Source organism: Massilia sp. 01N410 (assembly GCF_056399665.1).
Genome location: NZ_JBFTRV010000006.1, coordinates 1 through 26,518, shown reverse-complemented (window position 1 = coordinate 26,518; position 26,518 = coordinate 1). Strand labels below are relative to the sequence as shown.

Here is a 26,518-nt window from a genome sequence, read left to right as displayed (position 1 = left end):
GACAGCTTGAAGACCATGCATACGACATGCCGCCGCAGCCTGATCGCGACGCTGGTGGCGGGCGCCGTCCTGGCGCTGCCGGCCGGCGCCAACGCAGCCACCGCCAAGGCGACACCCGTCAAGGCCCAGGGCAAACCGACCGTCGCCGAGGCTGAGCGCTTCATCAAGGACGCCGAGGAGAAGCTCGAGCAGCTAGGCCTGGACGCCCAGCGCGCCGAGTGGGTGGCCGAGAATTTCATCACGCTCGACACCCAGACCATGACGGCCCAGGCCAACGAAGGCTTCCTGACCCTGAGCGGCGAGACCGCCCTGAAGTCGCGCCGCTACAAGGACCTGAAACTGCCGGAAGCCAGCGCGCGCAAGCTGATGCTGATGCAGCAGACTTTGATGCTGCCGGACGCCGCCGATCGTGGCGCCTACGCCCGCCTGGCGGCCCACATGACCGGTGCCTATGGTTCGGCCAAGTACTGCCCGCCGGCCGCCGCCGGTGCCGCCGCGCCGGCCTGCATGCCGCTCGGCGAGCTGGAAAAGGTGCTGGCCACCAGCCACGATCTGAACCGCCTGAAGGAAGTCTGGCTCGGCTGGCATGCGCAATCGCCGGCCTACAAGGACGACTACGCGAAGTATGTCGAGCTGTCGAACAAGGGCGCCCGTGCGATGGGCTATGCCGACACCGGCGCGCTGTGGCGCTCGGGCTACGACATGAGCCCGGAGGCCTTCTCGGCCGAGATGGAGCGCCTGTGGCAGCAGGTCAAGCCGCTCTACGATTCGCTGCACACCTATACCCGCTACAAGCTGCGCCAGGCCTATGGCGCCTCGGTGGTGCCGCAGAACGGCAATATTCCGGCCCACCTGCTGGGCAATATGTGGGCCCAGACCTGGGACAACCTGTACCCGCTGCTCAAGCCGGCCACGAAAGAGGGCGGCGAGGACCTGACCGCGCTGCTGGAAGAGCGCAAGACCGACGCCGTGGCGATGACCCGCTACGCCGAGGGTTTCTATACCTCGCTCGGCATGCGCCAGCTTCCGGCCACCTTCTGGGAGCGCTCGCTGCTGACCAAGCCGCGCGACCGTGAAGTCGTGTGCCACGCCTCGGCCTGGGACCTGGACGGCAAGGACGACGTGCGCGTGAAGATGTGCATCACCCCGACCGCCGAGGACTTCCGCACCATCCACCACGAGCTGGGCCACCTGTACTACGACCTGGCCTACAGCGCGCAGTCGCCGATGTTCAAGAACGGCGCCAACGACGGCTTCCACGAAGCCATCGGCGACACCGTGGCGCTGTCGATCACCCCGGCCTACCTGAAGCAGATCGGCCTGATGAAGAGCGAGCCGGATCCGTCCCAGGACATCGGCCCGCTGCTGTACACCGCGCTGCAGAAGGTCGCCTTCCTGCCGTTCGGCTACCTGGTCGACAAGTGGCGCTGGCAGGTGTACGCCGGCCAGGTGAAACCGGCCGACTACGACAAGGCCTGGTGGGCGCTGAAGGAGCAGTACCAGGGCGTCTCGCGTCCGGCCCCGATCGCCGCCAACGGCTTCGACGCCGGCGCCAAGTTCCACGTCGCCAGCGACACCCCGTACGCGCGCTACTTCCTGGCCGCCATCCTGCAATTCCAGTTCCACCGCGCGCTGTGCCGCGAAGCCGGCTACACCGGCCCGCTGAACCGCTGCTCGGTCTATGGCAACAAGAAGGCGGGTGCGAAGTTCCAGCAGATGCTGGCGATGGGCAAGAGCAAGCCATGGCCGGAAGCGCTGAAGGCCGTGACCGGCGAAGACAAGATGGATGCGACGGCGATGCTGGATTATTTTGCGCCGCTGAAGGCCTGGCTGGATGAGCAGAACCGGGAGCTGGCGAAGACGGATGGGTCGGTGAAGCCCTGATCCGTCGCTGCACGTGCGTTTCACGCAGCGCAAAAACGTCGTCCCCGCGAAGGCGGGGGATCCAGGTTCTGCCAGCATCACGTTAACGCATGCAAACTTGGGTCCCCGCCTGCGCGGGGACGACGTTTACAAGCCGCCGGCCTCAATTACGCGCCGCGTGTTTTAGCCAGCAACTCGTAACACGTCGCCGCATCCTCAGGCAGCCCCCCAAACAGCGCGGCATCCCCTTCCTCCACCACGCCCTGCTCGACCAGCATCCTCACCTTGCCCAGGTAATCGCTCAGCATCAGCAGGCGCCCCAGCGGCGACATCACAGCCCCCTTGCGCAGGCCGCCTTGTTCGTCCAGCGCCCGCACCACGCTGTCCGGGAAGTTCCACTCGCGCGCGATGTTGACGCTTAGCCGGCGCGTGTCGCGGCCCAGCTGGGCCCAGAACACGCCGGAACCGAGCAGCGCCTCGCCCCTGGTCGCCTGGTCCATGCTGCGCAGCGCCACCGTCAGCCCGACGTTCTGCAGCAGGGCGGCCAGGAAGGCGTCGAAGGCTTCGATGCCGAGGCTCGGCGCCAGCGTACGCGCCGCCAGCGCGCTGCGCTCCGAGTGCTCCCACAGGATCGGCGCCAGGCGCCGCACGTAAAAGCCGGAATTGACGTCGATGATGGGGCGGAAGGCGACCGTCGTGATCAGCTGGCGCAGGCCTTCCTGGCCGATCAGGATCACGGCCTGCTCGACGCTGGTGACGGTGGCGCCGGTGCCCTGGTAGCAGCTGTTGGCGAGACGGATCACGGCCGCCACCAGCACCACGTCGGAGGAAATGGTGCGCGACAGCGCGCTGCCGGAAAAGCTCTCGCTGCGCAGGCTTTGCAGCAGCTGCGGGATCAGGCCCGGCATGCGGCGCACCAGCGCGGCGCCCGACTGCTGCGAGGAAAGGATGCCGGCCAAGGTCTCCAGCACCTGGGCTTCCTGGGGATTCAGTTCCAGCCCGCCCTCGTCGGGGCGCTCGTACAGCCAGGCGTTCCAGGCACCGCCGACGCGGTCGAGCAGCTCGAACGGCACCGGCGGCCGGGCCGGACGCGCGCCCGCATCTGCCGCTGTGACGCCGGCGGCTGCGGGAGCCGGCGCAGCGGGCGGAGGCGGCGCGGTCGGTACGGGATCGGGCATCGAGGAGGGCGCAGGGGCAGGCTCGGGCCGCGCGGGCGCGGGTGAGCCGGAAATCAGGCGTCGCAGCCACCGGTACATATCAATTCCTCTTCGTTTCGCTTGCGCACATGGGCGGACATTGTACGGGCGGGCCCGGCGAAAGCAAGCTTGCTTTTGCTTTCAGGAAAAGTTGACTGGACTCAAAGTGAAATGAGGCGTCCGCCTTAGCATGACAATCTTGAAGAAAGGACGCGCCATGCATGACACGACGACTTCTCGCGGTTCCCAAGCGCTTCAGTTCCTGAGCTTCACGCTCGGCGGACTCGAATACGGCATCGACTTCGCCAGGGTGCAGGAACTTCGTGTGCTCAAGGCGCTCGAGCGTTTCGCCGCGAGCGGCGAGATCATCGGCGGCGTGGCCGTCTCGCGCGGCGTGATCATCCCCCTGGTCGACATGCGCGTGGCCTGCGGCACCACGCCGGACGCGCCGGACCCGCTGACCGACGTGATCATCCTCAGGCTGAGCAGCTGCGTGATGGGGATGGTGGTGGATGGCGTGACCGGCGTCGTCACCGTGGCGCCGGAACAGGTCGCGCCGCTGCCGGTGGCGGCGGCGGACGGCGGACGGCCCGATTACCTGCTCGGGCTGGGGCAGGCCGGCGGGCGGCGGCTGATTCTGGTGGATATCGAAAAGCTGATGTCGGTGAAACGGCCGGCGGCGCGGCAGGTGGCCTGAGCCTCAGCCCATAAGCTTAGAACGACGGCTGGCGCCGAGAGCAACGGGCATCAGCCAACTCAGGCCGCCAACGCCTCCAGCTGCTCCTGCAATTCCAGCCACTCCTCCTCCAGCGTACCCAGATCCCGCACCAGGAAAGCCTGGTCCGCCACCAGCGTCTTCAGCTCGTCCTTCTTGTCGGCCTCGTAGATCGCAGGCTCCAGCAGGCGCGCGTCGATGTCCGACTTGCGCGCGTTGAGCTTGGCCATCTGCTCTTCCAGGCGCTTGATGCGGTTCTCGATCGGCTTCTTCAGGGCGGCCAGGCGCTGGCGCTCCCCGGCTTCCAGGCGCTTTTGTTCCTTGCGGTCGACGGCGGGCACCACGGCCGGCGCGGCAGCCGGCTTGTCGTCCTTCGCAGGCAGAGGGGTGGTCTCATTGCCTTTGGCGAGCTTGGTCTTGAACAGCCAGTCCTTGTAGTCGTCCAGGTCGCCGTCGAAGGGCTGCAGGCGGCCGTCGGCAACGATAATGAATTCCTCGGTGGTGGCGCGCAGCAGGTGACGGTCGTGGGAGACCACCACCAGCGTACCTTCGAACTGGGCCAGCGCCAGGGTCAGCGCCTCGCGCGTCTCGAGGTCGAGGTGGTTGGTCGGTTCGTCCAGCAGCAGCAGGTTGGGGCGCTGCCACACGATCAGCGCCAGCGCCAGGCGCGCCTTTTCGCCGCCGGAGAAGGGCTTGATCGGGCTGGTCACCATATCGCCCGGGAAGTTGAAGCCGCCCAGGAAGTTGCGCAGCTCCTGCTCGCGCGTGGTCGGCGCAATCTTCTGCAGGTGCCACAGCGGCGACTCGTCGTGGCGCAGCATCTCGACCTGGTGCTGGGCGAAGTAGCCGATCACCAGGCCCTTGCCGAGGGTCGCGGTGCCGGCGAGCGGCGCCAGTTCGTTGGCGATGGTCTTGATGAGCGTGGATTTACCGGCGCCGTTGACGCCCAGCAGGCCGATGCGCTGGCCCGTCTGCAGCGAGAAATTCACGCGGTGGACGATGGTCTTGCCGCCGACCTTGTCGCCGTGGCCGTCGAGGATCGGGTAGCCGGCGTCGACGTCTTCCATCACCAGCAGCGGATTCGGGCTTGAGGCGGGATCGCGGAACTCGAACGAGAACTCGGCGGCGGCGCGCAGCGGCGCCAGTTCTTCCATCTTGGCCAGCGCCTTCATGCGGCTCTGGGCCTGGCGCGCCTTGGTGGCCTTGGCCTTGAAGCGGTCGACGAAGGACTGCAGGTGGGCGCGGGTGCGCTGCTGCTTCTCGAAGGCCGCCTGGGCCAGCACCATGTGGGCGGCGCGCTGGCGCTCGAAGGCCGAGTAGTTGCCGGAGTAGCGCTTCAGCTTGCGCTCGTCGATGTGCACGACCACGTTGACGATCTCGTCGAGGAAATCGCGGTCGTGGGAGATGATGATCAGTGTGCCCTGGTAGCGCTTCAGCCAGTCCTCGAGCCAGATGATGGCGTCCAGGTCCAGGTGGTTGGTCGGTTCGTCCAGCAGCAGCAGGTCGGACGGACACATCAGGGCCTGCGCCAGGTTCAGGCGCATCCGCCAGCCGCCCGAGAAGCTGGCCACCGGCTGCTGCATCTGCGCCAGCGAGAAGCCCAGGCCCAGCAGCAGCTGTTCGGCGCGCGACTGCACCGTGTAGGCGTCGGCGTCGGCCAGCGCCGAGTGCAGGTGGCCGATCGCAATGCCGTTGTCGTGGCTGTGCGGCATCGCTTCCAGGCGCTCGAGTTCGGCCTGCAGCGTCCGCAGGTTGGCGTCGCCGTCGATCGCGTACTCGATCGCCGGACGGTCCAGCGCCGGCGTTTCCTGGGCCACGTAGGCCATGCGCCAGCGCTGCGGGAAGTCGATCGCGCCCTGGTCCGGGTGCAGTTCGCTGCGCAGCATGGCGAACAGGCTGGATTTACCCGCGCCGTTCGCGCCGATCAGGCCGATCTTGTCGCCGGGGTTGAGGGTGAGGTCGGCGTCTTCCAGCAGCGGCTTGGTGCCGCGCATGAGACTGACGTTGGAGAATCGGATCATGGGAACTAAGTGGTAGAGCGTCGTTCCCGCGAAGGCGGGAACCCAAGTTTTTTATGGTTCGCTGCGAACTTGGGCCCCCGCCTTCGCGGGGGCGACGTTGGTCGCGGGGGCGACGTTGGTCACGGGATGACGGTGCTAGCGTACAGGGTCGAAATTATTGTGCCAGCTGCTCGGCGGTCAGCAGGAACACCGCATCATCCCCCTGGCTGGTGGTCAGCCAGGTCAGACCCAGATGGCCGAAGGCCGCTTCCGCATATTCTCGCTCGTTGCCGATCTCGACCACCAGCACGCCTTCCGGCGTCAGGCGTTCGGCGGCGCCGTCGACGATCTTGCGCACCAGGTCCATACCGTCCTCGCCGCCCGCCAGCGCGATCTGCGGCTCGCGCAGGTATTCCGGCGGCAGCTTGCCCATCGAATCGCTGTTCACGTAGGGCGGGTTGGTGATGATCAGGTCGTACTTCTTGAACGGCACGTTCTCGTACAGGTCGGACTCGATCGGGTTCACGCGGCCAATCAGTTTATAGTCGCGGATGTTACGCTCGGCCACCGCCAGCGCGTCCTTCGAGATGTCGACCGCGTCGACCAGGGCGTTCGGGAAGGCGTCGGCCAGCATGATCGCCAGGCAGCCGGAGCCGGTGCACAGTTCGAGCACGTTCTCGATGCTGTCCGGATCCTGCACCCAGGGGCTGAACTGGTTCGGGATCAGTTCGGCGATGAAGGAACGCGGCACCAGCACGCGCTCGTCGACGTAGAAGTTATAGCTGCCCAGCCAGGCCTCGTTGGTGATGTAGGCGGCCGGCACGCGCTCGCTGACGCGGCGCTCGATCACGGCCAGCACCTGCAGCACTTCTTCCGGCAGCAGGCGCGCGTCGAGGAAGGGATCGAGCTTGTCCAGCGGGAGCTTCAGGGTGTGCAGGATCAGGTAGGCGGCTTCGTCGAGGGCCTCGGCGCTGCCATGGCCGAAGAACAGCTTGGCGGTGTTGAAGCGGGTGACTGCGTAACGCAGCAGGTCGCGCGGCGTGCAGAAATTGGGCGTGGTCATGGCCATGTCGATGATCTCGCAGAGAGTCGGTTACGCCGCGGACGGCGAGGGCGCCAGCAGCGCTTCCAGCGTGCGGCGATAGATGTTCTTGAGCGGATCGACGTAGCGCAGTTCGATGTGCTCGTCGATCTTGTGGATGCTGGCGTTCGGTGGCCCGAATTCTATCACCTGGGGGCAGATGCGGGCGATGAAGCGCCCGTCGGAGGTCCCGCCGGTGGTCGACAGTTCGGTGCTCACGCCCAGCTCATGCTTGATGGCGCCGCAGATCGCATCGGACAGCGTGCCCTTCGGCGTCAGGAAGGGCTCGCCGGACAGGGTCCACTTCAGGTCGTAATCCAGGCCGTGGCGGTCGAGGATGGCGTGCACACGCGCTTCCAGTCCGTCCGCCGTGCTGGCGGTCGAGAAGCGGAAGTTGAAGTCGACCGTAAGCGTTCCCGGGATGACGTTGTTGGCGCCGGTGCCGGCGTGGATGTTCGAGACCTGCCAGCTGGTCGGCGGGAAGTATTCGTTACCGTCGTCCCACTTTTCCGCCGCGAGCTCGGCCAGGGCCGGCGCCGCCAGGTGGATCGGATTGCGCGCCAGGTGGGGATAGGCGATGTGGCCCTGAACGCCCTTGACCACCAGGCAGCCCGACAGCGAGCCGCGGCGGCCGTTCTTGATCATGTCGCCGAGGACGTGGCTGGAGGTCGGCTCGCCGACCAGGCAGTAATCGAGGGTCTCGCCGCGCTCTTCCAGCAGCTCGCAGACGACCACGGTGCCATCCACGGCCGGGCCTTCCTCGTCGCTGGTGATCAGGAAGGCGATCGAGCCGGCATGGCCGGGATGCGCCTCGACGAATTCCTCGCTTGCCACCACCATCGCGGCGATCGAGGTCTTCATGTCCGATGCGCCGCGGCCGTACAGCTTGCCGTCGCGGCGGGTCGGCGTGAAGGGCTGGGATTGCCATTGCTCGGTCGGACCGGACGGCACGACGTCGGTATGTCCGGCGAACACGAACACCGGCGACGCCGTACCCCTGCGCGCCCACAGGTTGGTGACGCCGTTCGACTCGATGGTCTCGCAGGCGAAGCCGAGCGGCGCCAGCAGTTCCTTCAGGCGCTGCTGGCAGCCCTTGTCCTGCGGGGTGATCGAATCGAGGGCGATCAGCTCCTCGGTCAGCTGCAGGGTGCGCGAAGTCTTCATGCCGGCCAGTCTCCGAAAGTCCGCTCGTACTGGTCGGCGGAGAAACCGACCAGCAGCGGACCGGCGCCGGCCAGGACCGGGCGCTTGACGACCGAGGGATTCTCCAGCATCAACTCCAGTGCGCTGGCCTTGTCGACGACTTGTGCGCGGCGCTCGTCGGACAGCTTGCGCCAGGTCGTGCCCTTACGGTTGACCAGGGTTTCCCAGCCGCTTTGTTCAAGCCAGGCGGCCACGGTTTCCCGGGACAGGCCCTGCTTCTTGAAATCGTGGAATTCGACGTCCTGGCCATGGTCGGCCAGCCAGGTGCGCGCTTTCTTGACGGTGTCGCAGTTCGGAATACCGTAGAGAGTTTTTTTCATGGCATTGGTACTGAGGAAAGGCGCGAAGGATAGCACAGCCCGCTACCTACTGAGGATAGTTTAGCAAGTGCATTCCGGGCCTGTCGCCGGACTGGCTGGCTGCGTCGGTTTTGCAAGCTGATCCGCTTGCCCTTAGCCGACAAGCGACATTCCTGTCCGTGCACTGAACGCCATCCCAACTCAGCCTTGTTCGGATCGCTTCTGCACCAGATGGGCACGCAAGGTCGAGTACGCCGATTCTGAAATCGACGCCCAATGCTCGCGTCGCGTTCTTGCGCGTTTACGATGCTTGGCAGCCATCTCCGATAGCGGCTTCACATAAAACGGCAAGGCGATGCAGAAGATTCTGTCACCCATCGGTGCGCCGCCCAAAGTTTGCCACAGTCCGTCATAGGCGTTGGCAAAATGCTTATCGTCGGCGGCGGTGTAGGAACATTGCCATGTTGACCTCACCGCCACTACCTGATTCATTCCCAGCGCCAGGGCAAGCCCTTGCAGAGCCGCGATGCAGAAAAAGCTTGGTGAGTTGTTTGGATATGCTCGTTCGAAATTTTTGAGCGCGGCCGCAGCGTCGGCCCGGTGTCCCTGATTGCGCACGACGAACGGTACGACTGGCGCATCGATACCAACGAAACTGCCTTCAGTCCAGCTGAACGACAGGCAGTGCAGGGCAAGCTTGTCGACATACGCACAAATGGTCAGGTCACCTTCGGCACACAAGCGTGCCGCCATCTCGAGTTTGATTGAAACCGCAATGCCATCGAGATTACGCTCCCACAGCACCAAGCCGCCATCGGCGTAAACGGCGCGCTTGAAGGCTCGGTCGAATGTCGCCTCGTCAAAGTGGTAATGGGTAGCGACGCATTGAACACGTTGTCGGAGCGTCAAACCACGGATGAGATAGTTCCGATGGCTGAGATGATGGAATACATCGTCATGGGCCGCGCTGACATAATTGCGATAGATTTCCAAGGCGAGCAATCGTCGATGAAAGCGATAGAACAGAACTACACGCAGGCTGCGTCCAATACATGCGACCCATGAAATAAACGGAAAATTCCTTCTGGCGTACCAGTGTCTGGCCAGGTGGGTGAGAACCATGTGATCCTTGCATTAAAGGCTTGAGAATGTTGACTCGGCCAACAATGCTTAATCTATGCAAGAGCGTATTTATGGCTACGTGCGGTCGGCCACACATGGCCTATGATGGATAAACGGTAATGATGTCCCAGACGATGGCTCATCCATTTCGTTGTCACAACTGAGCATCGAATCATGACAAAGTTTCTTATCTCCTTTCCTGCGAGTGCAATGGATGTTCCTGCCGAAGACATGCCCGCCGTTAGCGATGCGGCGCATGCGGTCATCCGCGAGGCAAAGGCTGCCGGGGTCTACGTGTTTGGCGGAGGAATCAACGCCGAGGTCGCGCCGGTCGTCGTTGCGGCGGACGGGCGCTGTACAAGCGAGACCTACCGCCAGACCAGAGAGTTCGATGGCGGCTTTTGCGTGCTCGAGCTGCCGTCCCGGGCAGTAGCCCTTGAATGGGCGGCCAGGATCGCTGCGGCCTGCCGCTGCGCACAAGAGCTGCGCGAGTTCTACTACGATCCTGAGAGTTGAGCTCGAGCGGCGCCTGCTAGTTGTCGAGCGTAAATTCCGTGAACGAGGGACCTGCCGATTCCTCGGCCGGCTTGGCTTGCTCCTCCGCCTTGGCCCCCTGGCTGTCCGGCCCATTATTGATGAGCCACAGCAGATTGGTGGCCGAATCCGCATTCGCCAGCGCTTCTTCCTGGGTGATCAGCTCGGCCTGCACCAGTTCCAGCAGCGCCTTCTCGAAGGATTGCGAACCCGGCGACAGGCTCTTGTCCATGGCTTCCTTGATCTGGCCGATTTCGCCCTTTTCGATCAGGTCGGCGACGTAGCGGGTATTAACCATGATCTCGACCGCCGCCTGGCGCGCGCCGCCGGCCTTCGAGCGCACCAGGCGCTGCGAGACGATGGCCTTCACCGCCGACGACAAATCCTGCAGCAGGGCGGGGCGGTTCTCGATCGGGTAGAAGCTGATGATGCGGTTCAGCGCGTTGTAGCTGTTGTTGGCGTGCAGGGTCGCAAGCACCAGGTGGCCGGATTGCGCGTAGGCGAGGGCGGCGGCCATGGTGTCCTTGTCGCGGATCTCGCCGATCAGGATGCAGTCCGGCGCCTGGCGCATCGAGTTGCGCAGGGCAACGTCGAAGCTGGCGGCGTCGCTGCCGATCTCGCGCTGGTTGACGATCGATTTCTTGTTCTTGAACAGGTACTCGATCGGATCTTCCAGGGTCAGGATATGGCCCGAGCGCTGTTCGTTGCGGTGGTCGAGCATCGAGGCGATCGTGGTCGACTTGCCGGAGCCGGTGGCACCGACGATCAGCAGCAGGCCGCGCTTTTCCATGATCAGTTCGGACAGCACCGGCGGCAGGCCCAGCTCGGCCAGCGGCGGAATACTCGCCGGCACGAAGCGGAACACGGCCGAGATCGAGCCACGCTGGCGGAATGCCGACAGGCGGAAGCGGCCCAGATTGGGCACCGAAATACCCATGTTCAGCTCGTTCTCGCGCTCCAGCTCGGCCATCTGTTCGGGCGAGGCGATTTCCGACAGCAGGACCTGGATGTTTTCGGGTTCCAGCTTGTTCTGGTTGATCGGGATGAGGTTCCCGTTGATCTTGATGTGGACGGGAGAATTGACCGCGAAGAACATGTCCGACGCGTTCTTTTCCTTCATCAACTGGAACAGGCGTTCCATCATCATGGCTCTCTCCCTTGCTTCGCGGTAATTTTTGCGTTTTGGGGATTCTAACCGTTGTGGAAGGATTGCGGTGGGCGGAAGAGCCCGCTGTGGGGAAATACGCCACCGTCGTGCCGGGCATTGCCCGACCCGACGCCCCGCTTCCGCGGGAATGGCGTATTCAGCGTTGCGGATTACACGCCACGCAGCAGCTCGTTGATACCAGTCTTGGCACGCGTCTGCGCATCCACGCGCTTGACGATCACGGCGCAGTACAGGCTGTACTTGCCATCGCTTGATGGCAGCGAACCCGACACGACCACCGAACCCGACGGCACGCGGCCGTAGCTGATTTCGCCGGTTTCGCGGTTGTAGATCTTGGTCGACTGGCCGATGTACACGCCCATCGAGATCACCGAGTTTTCTTCGACGATCACGCCTTCGACGATTTCCGAACGGGCGCCGATGAAGCAGTTGTCTTCGATGATGGTCGGGTTGGCCTGCATCGGTTCCAGCACGCCGCCAATGCCGACGCCGCCGGACAGGTGGACGTTCTTGCCGATCTGGGCGCAGGAGCCGACGGTGGCCCAGGTATCGACCATGGTGCCTTCGTCGACGTAGGCGCCGATGTTCACGTAGGACGGCATCAGCACCACGTTCTTGCCGATGAAGGAGCCGCGGCGGGCCACGGCCGGCGGCACCACGCGGAAGCCGCCTTTGGCGAAGTCGTCGGCGGTGTAGTCGGCGAACTTGGTCGGCACCTTGTCGTAGAACTGCAGGCCGCCGCCTTCGACGGGCACGTTGTTCTCGAGGCGGAACGACAGCAGGACGGCCTTCTTGATCCACTGGTTCACGACCCAGCTGCCGCTGTCTTTCTGGGCGACGCGCAGGCTGCCGTCGTCAAGGCCGGCAAGGACGTGCGCAACTGCGTCGCGCACTTCGGCGCTGGCGTTGGACGGGCTGATTTCGGCGCGCTGTTCCCACGCGGTGTCGATGATGGTCTGGAGTTGTTGGGTCATGATGGATCTATCAGGTTACGGATCTGTTTTCAGGAGGACTTCAAATCGTTGCAGAACTGGACGATGCGGTTGGCGGCTTCCAGTCCTTCGTCCACGCCGGCGACGAGCGCCATGCGGATGCGGTTGCGTCCCGGATTGCTGCCGTGCGCGTCGCGCGCCAGGTAGGAGCCGGGTAAAACCGTCACATTATATTCGGCGTACAGGCCGCGTGCGAACTCGGTGTCCGACAGGCCGCTGGCGCGCACGTCGGCCCACAGGTAGAAGCCGGCGTCGGGCAGTTCGACGTCCATCACCTGCTTGAGCAGCGGGGTGATGAGGCTGAACTTTTCCTTGTACAGGTTGCGGTTTTCCTGCACGTGGGCCTCGTCGTTCCAGGCCACGCAGGACGCCGCCTGCACCGGCGGCGACATCGCGCCGCCGCTGTAGGTCCGGTAGAGCAGGAATTTCTTCAGCACGTCCGGATCGCCGGCCACGAAGCCGGAGCGCATGCCCGGCACGTTGGAGCGCTTCGACAGGCTCGAGAACACGACCAGGTTGGCGTAGGGGCGCTGGCCGGCGCTGCGGCCGAGCTGGTGGGCCGCCTCCAGCGCGCCCAGCGGCGGGGTCGAGCCGAACCAGATCTCGGAATAGCACTCGTCGGCCGCGATGACGAAGCCGTGGCGGTCGGACAGTTCGAACAGCTCGCGCCAGTCGTCCAGGGTCAGCACGGCGCCAGTCGGGTTGCCCGGGGAACACAGGTAGAGCAGCTGCACGCGGGCCCAGACCTCGTCGGGCACGCTGTCGTAGTCGGGGGCAAAGTTGCGCGCCGGGACCGAATTCACGAAATACGGTTCGGCGCCGGCCAGGTAGGCCGCGCCTTCGTAGATCTGGTAGAAGGGGTTCGGGCACATCACCAGGGCGCTGCCGTTCGCGCCGTTATTCGATCCCGCGCGCGGATCGATCACGCACTGGGCGATCGCGAACAACGCCTCGCGCGAGCCGTTCACCGGCAGCACCATCGTGTTCGGATCCAGCGCCGGCACCCCGTAGCGGCGTTCCAGCCAGCCGGCGATCGACGTGCGCAACGGATCGCCGCCGTGCGTGCTCGGATAGTTCGCCAGCCCGGTCATGCTCTGCGTCAGGGCTTTCTGGATGAAGGCCGGGGTCGGGTGTTTGGGTTCGCCGATGCCGAGGCTGATGGGAACGTACTCGGGATTCGGCGTGACGCCGGCGAACAGCTGGCGCAGCTTTTCGAAGGGATAGGGGTGCAGTCTTTCGAGATGTGGGTTCACGGCTATACCAGGACGGGTGATCGATGCGAGAAGGTCAATTATAGCGAGGCCGGCCTGATGCTGCTTTCGCTTGGAATGCGGTAATATTACCGACGTGCCAATCCACTACGCCCGCAGCCTTCTCGGCAATGCGCGCAGCCCGCGCGCCAACCGCCACCTCGGGGTGGCGCTCGCCTTCGTCGCCGGCGCCATCAATGCCGGTGGTTTCCTTGCCGTTCACCAGTACACCTCGCACCTGACGGGGGCGATCTCCTCCGCGGCCGACAACCTGGCCCTCGGCGCCTGGGACCTGGCGCTGGATGCACTCGGCGCCGTACTGTCTTTTCTGGCGGGGGCAGCCTGCACCGCGCTCGCCGTCAATTACGGGCGGCGCCGTCGCCTGGCCAGCGAGTATGCGCTGCCGCTGCTGTTCGAAGCGATGCTGCTGCTGGCCTTCGGCGTGCTGGGCGCGCGCCTGGCCGGGGTCGACGCCCTGTTCGTGCCGGCCACGGTGATGCTGCTGTGCTTCATGATGGGCCTGCAGAATGCGCTGATCACCAAGATCTCGCACGCCGAGATCCGCACCACCCACATGACCGGCATCGTCACCGACATCGGCATCGAACTGGGCCGCATGTTGTACTGGAACCGCGACCCGGCGCAGCCCAGGGTGGCGGCCAACCATGCGCGCCTGCGCCTGCTGCTGTCGCTGCTGCTGGGTTTCTTCAGCGGGGGACTGGTGGGGGCGCTCGGCTTCAAGCATGCCGGTTATCTGGCGACCTTGCCGCTGGCCTGCGTGCTGTGCCTTCTGGCGATCGTGCCTGCGGTAGATGACCTGCGCCGCCTGGCGCCGCGTCAGACCTGACCCGCCAGCGCCCGCTCGCGCCAGGCCCCGGGATTCATCCCCGACCACTCGCGGAAGGCGTGCGTGAACGCGCTCTGCTCCTGGTAGCCGAGCAGGAAGGCGATGTCGGCCAGCGACAGGCCGCGCTGGCGCAGGTAGTCCTGGGCCAGCGCATGGCGGGCGCTGTCGAGCACCTGCTGGAAGCTGGCGCCGGCCTCGGAAAGCTTGCGCTGCAGGGTGCGCTGCGACAGGCCCAGTTCATCGGCGATGCTTGCCAGGCGCACGCGGTCGTTCGCCAGGTTGCGGATCACGCAGGCGCGCACCTGGGCGACGATGCCGTGGCGCCCGCGCTCCTCCTCGCGCGCATTGTTCCGCTCCTTCAGCAGCCGCTCGGCATGCTGCTGCAGCACCGGATACATGCCGGCGTCAGCGTTCGGCACCGGCATCGCCAGCAGGGCGGCGTCGAAGCAGGCGAGGTGGGCCTCGGCGCCGAACGCCGGCGCCATCCCCAGCACCCGCGCGTACTCGGCCGGATCGGCATCGCTCGCATGCGCAAAGGCCAGCCGCACCGGCGCCAGCGGCCGGCCGGCGAGCCAGGAGCCGAAGGTGCGGATGCCGGCGAACACGCTTTCGGCCAGATGGCGGTTGGCGCCGGGAAAGTGGCTGATCCAGGTGTAGCGCGCCAGTCCGGTGGCGGCGTCGACTTCGAGCCGCGAGCGTCCGAGGTCGTGGGCCAGTTGCTCGTAGCGCTGGGTCTGTTCGAGGGCCTGGGCGAAGTCGGCGCAGGCCAGCAGGATCAGGCCGTAGACGCTGTAGGTGCCAAGACGCACCCGTTCGCCCACGTGCAGGCCGAAGTGCGGATCCCGCGTCAGGTCGGCGCCGGCCGCGAGCAGGTCGATGTAGTCGCTTGCCGCCAGCGATTCCGGCAGCGGGCCGAGCGCGCCCTCATGCAGCCCGGCCGCCCGGGCCAGCGCAGGCGCATCGACGCCGCACGCGGCCGCGGTCTCGAGCAGCGGCTGCAGGTAGGAGCCGGTGACCCGGGCAAGCAGGGGGCCTTTGGCCGGTGGCATGTTCGAACAAGCGCTTGGCATGAATCCGCAATACGTGGGGAGGCGAATGGCTTATCTTCTTGCAAAATATAAAACTATGCAATGGGAGAACCATGAGGCGATGGAACGGCTGGGGAGACGATACGATCGAGGTGCCGATCGGCGAGGGCGCGCTGCGTTTCCTCGAACAGAAGCTGGGACCGGGCAGCGTGCCGCGTGACGCCGCCTTCGAGGCCGTGTGCGCGCAGCTCGCGCCTTCGCGCCTGCCGCCGCATCCGCTGGTCGACACCACGCCGGCCGTGCGCCTGACCCATGCGCTGGGCCAGAGCCTGCCCGACTGGCTGCGCCTGCGCTACGGCCGGATCGAGGCGGCGCCGGACGGCGTGGCCTTTCCGGAAAGCGCGGACGAGGTGCGCGACCTGATCCGCTTCGCCGTCGACGCCGGCGCGGCCGTGGTGCCCTACGGCGGCGGCACCAGTGTCTGCGGCCATCTGGATGCGGCGCGGGACAGGCCGACGCTGTCGGTCGACATGGGACGCCTGCGCGCGCTCACCTGCCTCGATCGCGAATCCCTGCTGGCCACCTTCGGCGCCGGCGTCGCCGGTCCTGACCTCGAAGCCCAGCTGCGCGCCCAGGGCTATACCCTCGGCCACTTTCCGCAATCTTTCGAATACTCGACCCTGGGCGGCTGGATCGTCACGCGTTCCTCCGGCCAGCAGTCGCTGCGCTACGGCCGCATCGAGCAGCTGTTCGCCGGCGGCCGCATGGAGACGCCGCAGGGCAGGCTCGAGCTGCCGACCTTCCCGGCGTCCGCCGCCGGCCCCGACCTGCGCGAGCTGGTGCTGGGTTCCGAAGGACGGCTCGGCATCCTCCTTGATGCCACGGTGCGCATCAGTCCCGTGCCGGAATTCGAAGCCTTCCACGCCGTGTTCCTGCCGGACTGGGAGCGCGCCGAGACGGCGGTGCGCGCGATCGTGCAGGCGCGGCTCGGGCTGTCGATGCTGCGCCTGTCCAATCCGGTGGAGACGGCGACCATGCTGACCCTGGCCGGGCATCCCCGGCAGGTGGCCCTGCTGGAGACACTGCTGCGGCTGCGTGGCGCGGGCGAAGGCAAGTGCATGCTGCTGGTCGGCGCCAGCGGCGCTCGCAAGCAGGCGCGCGCGGCCCTGGCGGCGGCCTTGACGCTCGCGCGCCGGTTCCAGGGCGTGCACGCGGGCCGCGGCCTGGGCGAGCGCTGGAAGAAGAACCGCTTCCGCAACGTCTACCTGCGCAACGCGGCCTGGGAACGCGGGTATGCGATCGATACCGTCGAGACGGCCCTCGACTGGCCGCGCGTGACGCCGGGCATGCGCGCGGTCGAGCGGGCCGCCGCCGATGCCCTGGCCGCGGATGGCGAGCAGGTGCATGCCTACACCCACCTGTCCCACCTGTATCCGCAGGGCGCCAGCGTGTACACGACCTTCATCTGGCGCCTGGCCGGCGATTACGACGCCGACCTGGCGCGCTGGCGCCGCCTCAAGACCGCGGTGTCGGAAGCGATCGTCGCCAGTGGCGGCACCATCAGCCACCAGCATGGCGTCGGCAGCGACCACGCGCCCTGGCTGCAGGCGGAGAAGGGCCGGCTCGGCATGGAGGCGCTGCGCACCGTGTTCCTCCAGTTCGATCCGGGCGGCTGCATGAATCCCGGCAAACTGGTGAGCCCATGACGGCGCTATGGAGGAGGGACGGCCGCGCCGCCTTGCCCGGCCTGATGGCGCAGGAGTGGGACCTGCTGGTGATCGGCGGCGGCATCACCGGCGCCGGCATCCTGCTGGAAGCCGCGCGCCGGGGCTTGCGCGCCATGCTGGTCGAGCAGCGCGACTTCGCCTGGGGCACCTCGAGCCGTTCGTCGAAGCTGGTGCACGGCGGCCTGCGCTACCTGAAGGATGGTCACCTGCACCTGACGCGCGAATCGGTACGCGAACGCGAAAGCCTGCTGCGCGACGCGCCCGGGCTGGTCGAGCCGCAGGGCTTCGCCTTCGCCCATTACGAGGGCCAGCGCGGCCGCCGCAGCTTCCTGGCCGGCCTGGCCATCTACGACCTGCTGGCCGGAAGGCGCGAGCGGCATTGGCTCGCCGCCGAGGAATTTCTCGAACGGGCGCCGAATGTCGAACGTAAAGGCCTGGCCGGCGGCATCGTCTACACCGACGCCAAGACCGACGACGCGCGCCTCGTGCTGCGCGTGCTGGGCGAGGCGATGGATCATGGCGCCTCGGCGCTGAACTACGTGGCCGCACGCGCGCTGATCCGCGACCAGGGGCGGGTGGCCGGCGCGTTGCTGCATGACGGGATCGGAAATGCCGGCCATGAAGTCCGCGCCCGCGTGGTCGTGGATGCCACCGGCGCCTGGTCCGGCGCCCTGCACGGCAAGGGACCGCGCCTGCGTCCGCTGCGCGGCAGCCATCTGATTTTGCCGGCCTGGCGCCTGCCGCTGTCCCAGGCCGTGAGCCTGATGCACCCGCACGATGGCCGCCCGGTGTTCGCCTATCCCTGGGAGGGCGTCACATTGGTCGGCACCACCGACCTCGATCACGCCCAGCCGCTGGATGCCGAGGCGCGCATCACGCGGGCCGAACTCGATTACCTGCTGGCGGCCGTGCAGGCCCAGTTTCCCCAGCTCGGCATCGGCGAAGGCGATATGCTGTCGACCTTTGCCGGGGTTCGTCCGGTCATCGCGGGCGGCCACGCCGAGGCCTCGCGCGAAGGGCGCGAGCACAGCGTCTGGAGCGAGGACGGGCTGGTGGCGGTGGCCGGCGGCAAGCTGACCACCTTCCGCGCCATCGCCCTCGACGCGCTTGCGAGCGTGCGCGCCCAGTTGCCGGATTGGCGCGACCAGCTGCAGCCCTGCCGGGTGTTCGCGCCGCCGCCCGAGGCTTGCCACGAGCGGCTGTGCGGCGCCCGGCTTCGCCGTTTGAAAGGCCGGTACGGCGCCGCCACCGGCGCATTATTGGTCGCCGCCGGCGCGGACGAATTCGAGCTCATTCCCGGCACCGAGACCTTGTGGGCGGAGCTGCGCTGGGCCGCGCGCGCGGAAGCCGTGCAGCACCTCGACGACCTGCTGCTGCGCCGCACCCGCCTGGGCCTGCAGCTGAAGCAGGGCGGCGCCGCGCTGATGCCGCGCGTCCGCGCGATCTGCCGGCCGGAGCTGGGCTGGAGCGACGCGCGTTGGCAAGAAGAAGAACGAAACTATGCTGCCCTGTGGAACTCCCACTACGGGCTGCCGCAGGAGACAGCGCAATGACGACCCAGCCGACCATCCTCGCCATCGACAACGGCACCCAGAGCGTGCGCGCGCTGCTGTTCGACCTGAACGGGAATATCGTGGCGAAGTCGCAAATTATGCTGGATGCATATTTTTCCGAGCAGCCCGGCTGGGCCGAACACGATCCCGAGGATTACTGGCAAGCGCTGTGCAAGGCCTGCCATGGCCTGTGGGGCCAGCCCGGCGTCGACAAGGCCGCGGTGCAGGGCGTGGCCGTGACCACCCAGCGCGGCACCGTGGTCAATCTCGGCAAGGACGGCAAGCCGCTGCGGCCGGCCATTACCTGGCTCGACCAGCGCCGCACGGACACCTGGCCCGGCATCGCCTGGTGGTGGCAGGCGGCGTTCAAGCTGGCGCGCGTGGACGGCACCATCGATTACTTCCGCGGCGAGGCCGAGATCAACTGGATCAAGGCCCACCAGCCGGACATCTGGGCGGCCACCGACAAGTTCCTGCTGCTGTCCGGCTACCTGAACTGGCGGCTGTGCGGGCGCTTCGCCGACTCCAGCGGTTCGCAGGTGGCCTATCTGCCATTCGACTACAAGCGCCGCCGCTGGGCCGCCCGCCACGACTGGAAGTGGCAGGCGCTGGCGGTCGAGCCCCACATGCTGCCCGAGCTGGTCGAGCCCGGCGAGCGCCTGGGCACGGTGACTTCCGACGCATCGCAGGCCACCGGCATCCCGGAAGGCCTGCCGCTGCTGGCCGCCGCCGCCGACAAGGCCTGCGAGGTGATCGGCGCCGGCTGCCGCGAGCCCCACGTGGGCTGCCTGAGCTACGGCACCACGGCCACCATCAACACCACCAGCACGCGCTATACCGAGGTCACGCCCTTCATTCCGCCTTACCCGGCGGCGCTGCCCGGCGCCTACAGCAACGAGGTGCAGGTCTTCCGCGGCTACTGGATGGTCAACTGGTTCAAGGAGCAGTTCGGCCACCACGAACAGCTGCGCGCGCTGGCGGAAGACGTCGCGCCCGAACAGCTGTTCGACCGCATGGCCAGCACCGTGCCTCCCGGCTCGATGGGCCTGATGCTGCAGCCCTACTGGACGCCCGGTATCCGCGTGCCGGGCCGCGAGGCCAAGGGCGGCATCATCGGCTTCGGCGACGTCCATACCCGCGCCCACGTCTACCGCGCCATCCTGGAGGGGCTGGCCTATGCGCTGCGCGAAGGGAAGGAGAGGATCGAGAAGCGCAGCGGCGTGGCGATCACCGAGTTGAGGGTGTCCGGCGGCGGCTCCCAGAGCGACTGCGCGATGCAGCTCACCGCCGACATCTTCGGCCTGCCGACCGCGCGCCCCCACGTCTACGAGACCTCGGGCCTGGGCGCGGCCATCGATGCGGCGGTGGGACTGGGCCTGCACCGCGATTTCGATGCGGCGGTGGCGGCCATGACCAGGGTGGGGCGGGTGTTCGAGCCGGTGGCGGAGCACCGGTCGATTTATGACCGGCTGTACCGGCAGGTGTACAAGCGGATGTATAAGCAGTTGCAGCCGCTTTATCGGGATATTGCGGAGATTACGGGGTATCCGCAGGTCCGCTGACGTCGTTGGCCCATGAACGTCATTCCCGCTTTCGCGGGAACGACGGTGGCGTGCTTACATCATCGCCGCATTCCGAACCGCATCCCAGGCCGCCCCCGCCACCGCGGTCTCGACCCGGTTCCGCCCACCCCCCTTGGCCGCATACATGGCCCGGTCGGCGCAGACGAACAGCTGGCCGATCTGGTCGAGCTGGGTCGGCACGATGGTCGCGACGCCGACCGAGACCGTGATCCAGGGCGAGGTCGGCGAGCGCGGGTTCGGCAACTGCAGGGCTTCGACCGTGGTGCGGATCGCTTCCGCCAGGCGGGCCGCGGCCTCTTGCGGTGTCTCGGCGAACAGCAGCACGAATTCCTCGCCGCCGTAGCGCGCCGCCAGGTCGGTCGGGCGCAGGGCGTGCGCCTGCAGCGCCTGGGCCACCTTCTGCAGGCAGACGTCGCCGGCGGCGTGGCCGAGGGTGTCGTTGTACAGCTTGAAGTGGTCGACGTCGAGCACCACCAGCGACAGCGGCTGGGCGTTGCGGATCGCACGCTGCCATTCCCGCTCCAGGAAGCTGTCGAAGTGGCGCCGGTTGGCGATCCTGGTCAGCGGGTCCAGCATGGCGGCACGCTGCAGCGCATCCTCGGACTGCTTGTGGTGGGTGATGTCGTGCAGCAGGGCGACGAACAGGCCGTCGGCCGCGTGCATCGGCGTCATCGTCAGGTCCATCGCGCGCAGGCCGCCGTCGCGGTGGCGGATCAGGACTTCGCGGGTGCCGTGGCCGACCGCTTCCATCGCGGCGCAGTCGTCGGGATGGCTCTCCTGCTGGGCCAGCAGCTCGGCCAGCGAGCGGCCCACCAGCTCGTCGGCGGCATGGCCCAGGTAGCGGTCGCAGGCCGGGTTCGCGTACTGGATGCGGCCGCAGCGTTCGACGATCAGGAGGCCCTGGTCCATGCTGTCGACGATCATGCGCAGACGGTCCGCCTGTTCCTTCTGGGCGTCGCTGCCGCCGGTCAGGCGCAATTGGGCGCGCACGCGGGCGCAGACTTCTTCCATGCGCAGCGGCTTGGGGATGTAATCGGCGGCGCCGATGTCGAAGCCGGCGACGATGTCTTCCGTCTCGCCGCGCGCGCTCATGAAGATCACGGGAATGCGCGCCGTGGCCGGGTGGGCCTTCATGCGGCGGCAGGTCTCCAGGCCGCTCAGGCCGGGCATGACGACGTCGAGCAGCACCAGGTCGGGCTGGATGCGCCGGGCGATTTCGAGGGCGCGCTCACCCGAGGTGGCGACGAAGGTCTGGTAACCCTGGCGCAGCATCATCGTACGCAGCACGGCGAGATTGTCCGCGGCGTCGTCGACGATGAGAATGGCAGGCTTGCGGGGCGTGGACAGCCCCGCGCTGGCTAGGTTGGGCATACTGTGCCTCGTGAAGCTGCGCGATGATTGATCGTTCAAAATCATACATCGTTGGGCACTGTCAGAGGGCAAGTATTGCTTGTTTGATAGAAAAATTTGTGACTTTGGCGCAACTTTTGGTCGTCCAGGACAACCAAAAGTCGCACTCGAAGCGGGGAGATTACAGCTGGTCCTTGATCAGCTTGCCCAGCACGGCGATGCCTTCACGGATGCGCTCCGGCGGCACGGTCACGAAGGACAGGCGCAGGGTGTTGGTGGCCGGATCGTTGGCGTAGAACGGCGCGCCCGGCACGAAGGCGACGCGGGCGGCGATCGCCTGGTCGAGCAGCTTGGTGGCGTCGATGTGCTTCGGCAGCTCGACCCAGATGAACATGCCGCCTTCCGGACGGGTCCAGGTCACGCTGTTTGGGAAGTGCTCGTCCATCGCGTCCAGCATCACCTGGCACTGGTTGGCGTACAGGCTGCGGATGGTCGGGATGTGCTCGTTCAGGAAGCCGTCCTTGACCACTTCGTGCACGACCATCTGGGTCAGCTGGGCGGTGTGGAGGTCGGCGGCCTGCTTGGCCAGCTCGAGGCGGCGCACCAGCGGCAGCGGGGCGCACACGTAGCCGAGGCGGATACCCGGGGTCAGCACCTTCGAGAAGGAGCCCATGTAGATCACGCCGTCCGGGTTCATGTTCAGCATGCGCGGCATCGGCTCGCCCTTGTACGACAGCGCGCCGTAGGGATCGTCCTCGATCAGCGGCAGGCCCAGGCGGGCGCAGGTCTCGACCAGCTCGCGGCGGCGCTCGATCGACAGCGAACGGCCGGTCGGGTTCTGGAAGTTCGGCAGCGCGTACAGCAGGCGCGCGCCTTCGGCCAGGCCTTCGAGCGAGGACGGCACCAGGCCGTGATCGTCGGTCTCGACCGAGTGGAAGTCGGGACGGTACACCGAGAACGCCTGCAGGGCGCCCAGGTAGCTCGGGGTCTCGACCAGCACCTTGCTGCCTTCGTCGATCAGTACCTTGCCCAGCAGGTCGAGGGCCTGCTGCGAGCCGGACACCATCAGGATCTGCTCGGGCAGGATCTTGCAGTCCGGGGTCGACAGATAAGCCGCAATCCATTCACGCAGCGGCGCGTAGCCGTCGGTCGGGCCGTATTGCAGGGCCTGTTTGCCGGCTTCGGACAGCACCTTGTCGTAGGCGGCTTTCATGCGCTCGACCGGGAAGGTGGCGGGCGACGGCAGGCCGCCGGCGAAGGAGATGATCTCCGGACGCTGGGTAATCTTCAGGATTTCGCGGATCGCCGAGCTTTGCAGCTGCTGTGCGCGTTCCGAGAAGTGCCACTGGATGGGATTGGGATTTTCGATTTTCATACTGATCTCACTGGAGAAGGACGGCTGGGGTGCGTCGGCCATTATAAAGCACGCTGGATGAGCGGCTTCGTTAAAAGGAGCTTGCCTTGTGGGCTCGCCCCGGAATTTGCAGGGTGGGCACGGGTGCCCATCCTGCGTGATTACGCTACTTCCACGATCATCTCGATTTCGACGCAGGTGCCGCGCGGGAGCGAGGCCACGCCGAACGCCGAGCGGGCATGCTTGCCGGCCTCACCGAAGATTTCGCCCAGCAGTTCCGAGCAGCCGTTGGTGACCAGGTGCTGTTCGTTGTACTCCGGGGTCGAGGCGACCAGGCTCATCACCTTGACGATGCGCTTCACGCGGCTCAGGTCGCCACCACAGGCTTCCTGCAGGGTGCCGATCAGGTCGATGGCGACCGAGCGCGCGGCGGCCTGGCCGTCAGCCGTGGTCTTGTCCTTGCCCAGCAGGCCGGTGTTCGGCGAGCCGTCGGCGTTCTTGGCGATGTGGCCGGAGATGAAGACCAGGTTGCCGGTCTGCACATACATGACATAGGCCGCGGCCGGGGCGGCCGGCGAGGCGAGGGTGATGTTCAGTTCTTTGAGTTTGTCGTAGACGGACATGGAATCCCCAGATTACGTAATAAAGAGCCGGTATTGTACGACTTGCCACTGCGCGCGGCTACGTCCGGCTCATCGCGTGCGCACCTGCATCCGGCGTCCGGCTGCGACCACGCCGATGATCGCCAGGGCGAAGCCGCAATTGGCGGCGGTCAGCGGCTCGCCCAGCAGCAGCCAGGCGCCGCCCAGCGACAGGAAGGGCTGCACCAGCTGCACCTGGCCGACCCGCGCCACGCCGCCCAGCGCCAGCCCGCGATACCAGAAGAAGAAGCCGACGATGGTCGAAAACACGGTGACGTAGCCGAGCGCCAGCCAGGCGCGCAGGCCCACCGCGCCCAGCCGCGCGAACTGGCCGGGGTCGAGCACGGCCAGCAGCACCGCGCTGGGCAGGGCCGCCAGCACCAGCGCCCAGCAGATGGTTTCGCGGCCGCCCAGGTCGCGCGCCAGCCGTCCGCCCTCCGCGTAGCCGGCCGCGGCCGACAGCACCGCCGCGAACATCAGCAAGTCGGCCGGCTCGAGGCGGCCTCCGCCCTGGGTCAGGGCGAATACCACCACCAGGCCGGAACCCATCAGGGCCAGCGCCCAGAAGCCGGCCGAAGGACGCTCGTGGCCGCGCAGCGCCGAGTACAGCGCGGTGCACAGCGGCAACACGCCGATCAGCACCGCGCCGTGCGAGGCCGGCAGGGTGCGCATGGCAATCGAGGTCAGCAGCGGAAAGCCGATGATGCAGCCCAGCGCCACCACGGCCAGCGCCGGGAGGGCTGTGCGCGGCGGCCGCGGCGCGCCTTTCCAGCGCAGCCAGGCGCCGGCCAGCAGCGCCGCGCCGACGGCCCGCGCCAGCGAGACGAACAGCGGGTCGAGTTCGGCCACGGCCATGCGCGTGAAGGGCAGGGTCAGGCTGAACAGGGCGACCGCGGCCAGGCCGAGCAGCATGCCGCGGGTTTCGCTGCGGTGCTCGTCGCGCGCCGCCTGCAAGGAAGGTGAGGCGAGGGTGGACTGTGTCATATTGGCTCCTGTGGCGATTGCGTCAATACCTGGTCAGCGCTATGCTAGACCTCAAGAGCAGTACAGTACCTATACAGTTACCCGCATAAACCCTCACACTGTCATGGCGAAATGACCAACACAGTCTCCCAGGCCCCCGGGTTTCAAGCCCGGATCTCACGCGATTCCGGCGAGCCGCTGGCCGACCAGATCGTCCGCGCGGTGGCCGCGCGCATCGACGACAAGCACTTGCGCGCCGGCGCCCGCATGCCCTCGATCCGCCAGTTCGCCGGCGCGCACGGGGTTTCGCCGTTCACGGTGGTGGCCAGCTACGACCGCCTGGTGGCCCAGGGCTATCTGGAATCGCGCCGCGGCGCCGGCTTTTTCGTGCGCGAGCGTTCGCCGCTGAACACGGGCCTGAAGGAAGCGGTGGTGGCGGGTGCGCCGCCGGCGCCGGCCCTGGACGTGGTCTGGCTGATCCGCAACCTGTTCCGCCAGGCGCCGGGCCAGACCAGTTCCGCCGCCGGGGTGCTGCCGGCCGAATGGCTGGACGGTCCCGGCATCGCCGGCGCCCTGCGCGCCATCGGCCGCCAGCCGGGCGCCATGCTGCTCAACTATGGCGCGCCGCAGGGCTATCTGCCGCTGCGCCAGCAACTGCAGCGCAAGCTGGCGGAACTCGAGATCGAAGCCGCGCCGGACCAGATCGTGACCACGGTGGGCGTGACCCAGGCCCTGGACCTGGTGGCGCGCGAGCTGTGCCGGCCGGGCGACACCGTGTTCGTCGAGGATCCCGCCTGGTTCCTGATGTTCGGCTCCTTTGCCGCCATGGGCCTGAAGGTCGTCGGCATCCCGCGCCTCGGAGATGGGCCCGACGTGGCGAAGCTGGCCGAACTGGCGGCGCTGCACAAGCCGCGCCTGTTCGTGGTGAATTCGGTGCTCCACAATCCGAGTTCGACCTCGCTGTCGGCAGCCAAGGCCTTCCAGGTGCTGCGCATCGCCGAGGAACACGGCTTCGTCATCGTCGAAGACGACATCTATTGCGACCTGCACCCGGGTCCGTCGGCACAGCCGGCCACGCGCATGGCGCCGCTCGACCAGCTGCGGCGGGTGATCTACCTGGGGGGATTCTCGAAGTCGCTGGCGGCCAATTTGCGGGTCGGCTTCATCGCGGCCTCGAAGGAACTGGCGCTGCGCCTGGCCGACCGCAAGATGCTGGCGACCCTCACCACCAGCGATCTGGGCGAACGGGTGGTCTACAAGATCCTGGCGGAGGGCGTCTACCGCAAGCACCTCGAGCGCATCCGCGCGCGCCTGGACGGCGCGCGGCCGAAGGCCATCCGCCGCATCGAAGAGCTGGGACTGAAGCTGGAGAGCCTGCCTTCGGCAGGGATGTTCCTGTGGGTCGATGCCGGCAGGGATACCAGCGTAATGGCGGCACAGGCCATGGAGCAGGGCCTGCTGCTGGCGCCGGGCAGCCTGTTTTCGCCGGACCAGCTGCCGTCCACGCGCATGCGGCTGAACGTGGCGACGCGCGAGGATTCGCCGCTGTGGGCTTTCCTTGCCGGCGCCGCCGGTCCGGCATCCTAGCGCCGCAGCGCGTGCTGCTGCGCCCCCAGCACGCGCTCGATCAGGGCGGCGTCCAGTCTCATGGTCCTCATGAAGGCGCGCGCCGCACCCGGACCGAGGATGCGGAGGATGACCTGCGCCTTGTAGATGACACGAGCAGTCACCGGGTCGCGACGGATATAGGTCATCCCGTCGGCACTGCTGTGCCGGGGATGGTTCACTCGACCAGGCCGCGTGCGACGCCGACCTGGCCGCGGTAGGCATCGAAGATGCCGCGCAGGGCGTCGGCCATGTTGGTGGTCGGCGCCCAGTCCAGGTCCTGCATCGTGTTCTTGATCTTCGGCACGCGGTTCTGCACGTCCTGGTAGCCGGCGCCGTAGTAGGCGCCCGAGCTGGTCTCGACGATCTGCACCTTCTGCGCGCCGGCCGCGTATTCCGGGTACTCGGCGGCCAGCTCGAGCATCATGCCGGCCAGGTCGCGGA

The 26,518-nt window shown here is 66.9% G+C and carries 22 protein-coding genes and 2 pseudogenes; 8 read left to right on the top strand and 16 right to left on the bottom strand.

Going from position 1 to position 26,518, the window contains the following annotated elements; all coding sequences use genetic code 11:
- Positions 1–15 precede the first annotated feature (15 nt).
- Positions 16–1,884, top strand: coding sequence for a M2 family metallopeptidase (locus tag AC1DOP_RS09860; protein ID WP_477250875.1), 1,869 nt, complete (start codon positions 16–18; stop codon positions 1,882–1,884).
- Positions 1,885–2,030: 146 nt separating this feature from the next.
- Here AC1DOP_RS09860 and AC1DOP_RS09855 read toward each other — a convergent pair whose 3' ends face one another.
- On the bottom strand, positions 2,031–3,119 hold the full coding sequence (locus AC1DOP_RS09855; RefSeq protein WP_477250874.1) for an HDOD domain-containing protein: 1,089 nt from the start codon (positions 3,117–3,119) through the stop codon (positions 2,031–2,033).
- A 130-nt stretch (positions 3,120–3,249) separates the two neighbouring features.
- Here AC1DOP_RS09855 and AC1DOP_RS09850 point away from each other — a divergent pair, with 130 nt between their 5' ends.
- Positions 3,250–3,756, top strand: coding sequence for a chemotaxis protein CheW (locus AC1DOP_RS09850; RefSeq protein WP_477250873.1), 507 nt, complete (start codon positions 3,250–3,252; stop codon positions 3,754–3,756).
- 59 nt (positions 3,757–3,815) lie between these two features.
- Here the strand turns inward: AC1DOP_RS09850 and AC1DOP_RS09845 are convergent, their stop codons facing one another.
- The 5 genes from AC1DOP_RS09845 to AC1DOP_RS09825 form a co-directional block, all read right to left on the bottom strand.
- Positions 3,816–5,795, bottom strand: coding sequence for an ATP-binding cassette domain-containing protein (locus tag AC1DOP_RS09845; RefSeq protein WP_477250872.1), 1,980 nt, complete (start codon positions 5,793–5,795; stop codon positions 3,816–3,818).
- Between the two features lie 154 nt (positions 5,796–5,949).
- Complete coding sequence (gene prmB, locus AC1DOP_RS09840) at positions 5,950–6,837, bottom strand: 50S ribosomal protein L3 N(5)-glutamine methyltransferase (protein WP_442123719.1); 888 nt, start codon at positions 6,835–6,837, stop codon at positions 5,950–5,952.
- A gap of 30 nt (positions 6,838–6,867) precedes the next feature.
- Positions 6,868–8,019, bottom strand: a complete 1,152-nt coding sequence (gene dapE / locus AC1DOP_RS09835; RefSeq protein ID WP_442123718.1) for a succinyl-diaminopimelate desuccinylase — start codon at positions 8,017–8,019, stop codon at positions 6,868–6,870.
- Entirely contained in the window at positions 8,016–8,378 is a 363-nt protein-coding gene (locus AC1DOP_RS09830) for an ArsC family reductase (protein WP_442123717.1), read from the bottom strand. The genes dapE and AC1DOP_RS09830 overlap by 4 nt, the downstream gene beginning before the upstream one ends.
- Before the next feature lie 180 nt (positions 8,379–8,558).
- A complete protein-coding gene (locus tag AC1DOP_RS09825; protein WP_477250871.1) occupies positions 8,559–9,479 on the bottom strand; it encodes a DUF535 family protein in 921 nt (306 codons plus the stop codon).
- Between the two features lie 174 nt (positions 9,480–9,653).
- Here AC1DOP_RS09825 and AC1DOP_RS09820 point away from each other — a divergent pair, with 174 nt between their 5' ends.
- Positions 9,654–9,995 carry a YciI family protein gene (locus AC1DOP_RS09820; RefSeq protein WP_442123715.1) on the top strand — a complete coding sequence of 114 codons (342 nt, stop codon included), beginning with the start codon at positions 9,654–9,656 and terminating at the stop codon, positions 9,993–9,995.
- Between the two features lie 16 nt (positions 9,996–10,011).
- Here the strand turns inward: AC1DOP_RS09820 and AC1DOP_RS09815 are convergent, their stop codons facing one another.
- The 3 genes from AC1DOP_RS09815 to dapC form a co-directional block, all read right to left on the bottom strand.
- Positions 10,012–11,160, bottom strand: a complete 1,149-nt coding sequence (locus tag AC1DOP_RS09815; protein ID WP_442123714.1) for a PilT/PilU family type 4a pilus ATPase — start codon at positions 11,158–11,160, stop codon at positions 10,012–10,014.
- A 170-nt stretch (positions 11,161–11,330) separates the two neighbouring features.
- Positions 11,331–12,155 (bottom strand): 2,3,4,5-tetrahydropyridine-2,6-dicarboxylate N-succinyltransferase, encoded by an 825-nt coding sequence (dapD, locus tag AC1DOP_RS09810; RefSeq protein ID WP_442123713.1) that lies wholly within the window; start codon positions 12,153–12,155, stop codon positions 11,331–11,333.
- Positions 12,156–12,184: 29 nt separating this feature from the next.
- Positions 12,185–13,426, bottom strand: coding sequence for a succinyldiaminopimelate transaminase (gene dapC / locus AC1DOP_RS09805; RefSeq protein WP_442123712.1), 1,242 nt, complete (start codon positions 13,424–13,426; stop codon positions 12,185–12,187).
- A gap of 94 nt (positions 13,427–13,520) precedes the next feature.
- Here dapC and AC1DOP_RS09800 point away from each other — a divergent pair.
- Positions 13,521–14,264, top strand: a pseudogene (locus AC1DOP_RS09800) (YoaK family protein); the annotation flags it as partial.
- Here AC1DOP_RS09800 and AC1DOP_RS09795 read toward each other — a convergent pair.
- Positions 14,261–15,319 (bottom strand): AraC family transcriptional regulator, encoded by a 1,059-nt coding sequence (locus tag AC1DOP_RS09795; protein WP_477250870.1) that lies wholly within the window; start codon positions 15,317–15,319, stop codon positions 14,261–14,263. The pseudogene AC1DOP_RS09800 and the gene AC1DOP_RS09795 overlap by 4 nt on opposite strands.
- Positions 15,320–15,411: 92 nt before the next feature.
- Between AC1DOP_RS09795 and AC1DOP_RS09790 the strand changes: the two genes are divergently transcribed.
- Genes AC1DOP_RS09790 through AC1DOP_RS09780 form a run of 3 tightly spaced genes read left to right on the top strand, consistent with a single transcriptional unit; the run spans position 15,412 to position 20,140 of the window.
- On the top strand, positions 15,412–17,004 hold the full coding sequence (locus AC1DOP_RS09790; protein ID WP_477250869.1) for an FAD-binding oxidoreductase: 1,593 nt from the start codon (positions 15,412–15,414) through the stop codon (positions 17,002–17,004).
- Positions 17,001–18,578 carry a glycerol-3-phosphate dehydrogenase/oxidase gene (locus AC1DOP_RS09785; protein ID WP_477250868.1) on the top strand — a complete coding sequence of 526 codons (1,578 nt, stop codon included), beginning with the start codon at positions 17,001–17,003 and terminating at the stop codon, positions 18,576–18,578. Before AC1DOP_RS09790 ends, AC1DOP_RS09785 begins: the two co-directional genes overlap by 4 nt.
- On the top strand, positions 18,575–20,140 hold the full coding sequence (locus tag AC1DOP_RS09780; RefSeq protein ID WP_477250867.1) for an FGGY-family carbohydrate kinase: 1,566 nt from the start codon (positions 18,575–18,577) through the stop codon (positions 20,138–20,140). The genes AC1DOP_RS09785 and AC1DOP_RS09780 overlap by 4 nt, the downstream gene beginning before the upstream one ends.
- Before the next feature lie 54 nt (positions 20,141–20,194).
- Here AC1DOP_RS09780 and AC1DOP_RS09775 read toward each other — a convergent pair whose 3' ends face one another.
- From AC1DOP_RS09775 to AC1DOP_RS09760, 4 genes are all read right to left on the bottom strand, one after another.
- Positions 20,195–21,532, bottom strand: coding sequence for a diguanylate cyclase (locus tag AC1DOP_RS09775; RefSeq protein WP_477250866.1), 1,338 nt, complete (start codon positions 21,530–21,532; stop codon positions 20,195–20,197).
- A 160-nt stretch (positions 21,533–21,692) separates the two neighbouring features.
- Positions 21,693–22,886: an aminotransferase-like domain-containing protein gene (locus AC1DOP_RS09770; RefSeq protein ID WP_442123706.1), complete on the bottom strand. Its 1,194-nt coding sequence runs from the start codon at positions 22,884–22,886 to the stop codon at positions 21,693–21,695.
- Between the two features lie 140 nt (positions 22,887–23,026).
- On the bottom strand, positions 23,027–23,488 hold the full coding sequence (locus AC1DOP_RS09765) for a RidA family protein (protein WP_442123705.1): 462 nt from the start codon (positions 23,486–23,488) through the stop codon (positions 23,027–23,029).
- Between the two features lie 69 nt (positions 23,489–23,557).
- Positions 23,558–24,490, bottom strand: coding sequence for a DMT family transporter (locus AC1DOP_RS09760; RefSeq protein ID WP_442123704.1), 933 nt, complete (start codon positions 24,488–24,490; stop codon positions 23,558–23,560).
- A 111-nt stretch (positions 24,491–24,601) separates the two neighbouring features.
- Here AC1DOP_RS09760 and AC1DOP_RS09755 point away from each other — a divergent pair, with 111 nt between their 5' ends.
- Complete coding sequence (locus tag AC1DOP_RS09755; protein WP_477250865.1) at positions 24,602–26,056, top strand: aminotransferase-like domain-containing protein; 1,455 nt, start codon at positions 24,602–24,604, stop codon at positions 26,054–26,056.
- On the opposite strand, the gene AC1DOP_RS09750 is transcribed toward AC1DOP_RS09755, so the two are convergent.
- Both AC1DOP_RS09750 and AC1DOP_RS09745 read right to left on the bottom strand, forming a co-directional pair.
- Positions 26,053–26,223, bottom strand: coding sequence for a hypothetical protein (locus AC1DOP_RS09750; protein ID WP_442123702.1), 171 nt, complete (start codon positions 26,221–26,223; stop codon positions 26,053–26,055). The two genes, AC1DOP_RS09755 and AC1DOP_RS09750, sit on opposite strands and share 4 nt — an antisense overlap.
- 29 nt (positions 26,224–26,252) lie before the next feature.
- Positions 26,253–26,518: pseudogene (locus tag AC1DOP_RS09745) on the bottom strand (bifunctional UDP-4-keto-pentose/UDP-xylose synthase); the annotation flags it as partial.

Excerpts from the sequence above, each read along its gene's own strand:
- AC1DOP_RS09860 (WP_477250875.1), top strand. The coding sequence starts at position 16 with ATGCATACGACATGCCGCCGCAGCCTGATCGCGACGCTGGTGGCGGGC.
- AC1DOP_RS09855 (WP_477250874.1), bottom strand. The coding sequence starts at position 3,119 with ATGTACCGGTGGCTGCGACGCCTGATTTCCGGCTCACCCGCGCCCGCG.
- AC1DOP_RS09850 (WP_477250873.1), top strand. The coding sequence starts at position 3,250 with ATGACAATCTTGAAGAAAGGACGCGCCATGCATGACACGACGACTTCT.
- AC1DOP_RS09845 (WP_477250872.1), bottom strand. The coding sequence starts at position 5,795 with ATGATCCGATTCTCCAACGTCAGTCTCATGCGCGGCACCAAGCCGCTG.
- prmB (WP_442123719.1), bottom strand. The coding sequence starts at position 6,837 with ATGACCACGCCCAATTTCTGCACGCCGCGCGACCTGCTGCGTTACGCA.
- dapE (WP_442123718.1), bottom strand. The coding sequence starts at position 8,019 with ATGAAGACTTCGCGCACCCTGCAGCTGACCGAGGAGCTGATCGCCCTC.
- AC1DOP_RS09830 (WP_442123717.1), bottom strand. The coding sequence starts at position 8,378 with ATGAAAAAAACTCTCTACGGTATTCCGAACTGCGACACCGTCAAGAAA.
- AC1DOP_RS09825 (WP_477250871.1), bottom strand. The coding sequence starts at position 9,479 with ATGGTTCTCACCCACCTGGCCAGACACTGGTACGCCAGAAGGAATTTT.
- AC1DOP_RS09820 (WP_442123715.1), top strand. The coding sequence starts at position 9,654 with ATGACAAAGTTTCTTATCTCCTTTCCTGCGAGTGCAATGGATGTTCCT.
- AC1DOP_RS09815 (WP_442123714.1), bottom strand. The coding sequence starts at position 11,160 with ATGATGATGGAACGCCTGTTCCAGTTGATGAAGGAAAAGAACGCGTCG.
- dapD (WP_442123713.1), bottom strand. The coding sequence starts at position 12,155 with ATGACCCAACAACTCCAGACCATCATCGACACCGCGTGGGAACAGCGC.
- AC1DOP_RS09795 (WP_477250870.1), bottom strand. The coding sequence starts at position 15,319 with ATGCCACCGGCCAAAGGCCCCCTGCTTGCCCGGGTCACCGGCTCCTAC.
- AC1DOP_RS09790 (WP_477250869.1), top strand. The coding sequence starts at position 15,412 with ATGAGGCGATGGAACGGCTGGGGAGACGATACGATCGAGGTGCCGATC.
- AC1DOP_RS09785 (WP_477250868.1), top strand. The coding sequence starts at position 17,001 with ATGACGGCGCTATGGAGGAGGGACGGCCGCGCCGCCTTGCCCGGCCTG.
- AC1DOP_RS09780 (WP_477250867.1), top strand. The coding sequence starts at position 18,575 with ATGACGACCCAGCCGACCATCCTCGCCATCGACAACGGCACCCAGAGC.
- AC1DOP_RS09775 (WP_477250866.1), bottom strand. The coding sequence starts at position 21,532 with ATGCCCAACCTAGCCAGCGCGGGGCTGTCCACGCCCCGCAAGCCTGCC.
- AC1DOP_RS09770 (WP_442123706.1), bottom strand. The coding sequence starts at position 22,886 with ATGAAAATCGAAAATCCCAATCCCATCCAGTGGCACTTCTCGGAACGC.
- AC1DOP_RS09765 (WP_442123705.1), bottom strand. The coding sequence starts at position 23,488 with ATGTCCGTCTACGACAAACTCAAAGAACTGAACATCACCCTCGCCTCG.
- AC1DOP_RS09760 (WP_442123704.1), bottom strand. The coding sequence starts at position 24,490 with ATGACACAGTCCACCCTCGCCTCACCTTCCTTGCAGGCGGCGCGCGAC.
- AC1DOP_RS09755 (WP_477250865.1), top strand. The coding sequence starts at position 24,602 with ATGACCAACACAGTCTCCCAGGCCCCCGGGTTTCAAGCCCGGATCTCA.
- AC1DOP_RS09750 (WP_442123702.1), bottom strand. The coding sequence starts at position 26,223 with ATGACCTATATCCGTCGCGACCCGGTGACTGCTCGTGTCATCTACAAG.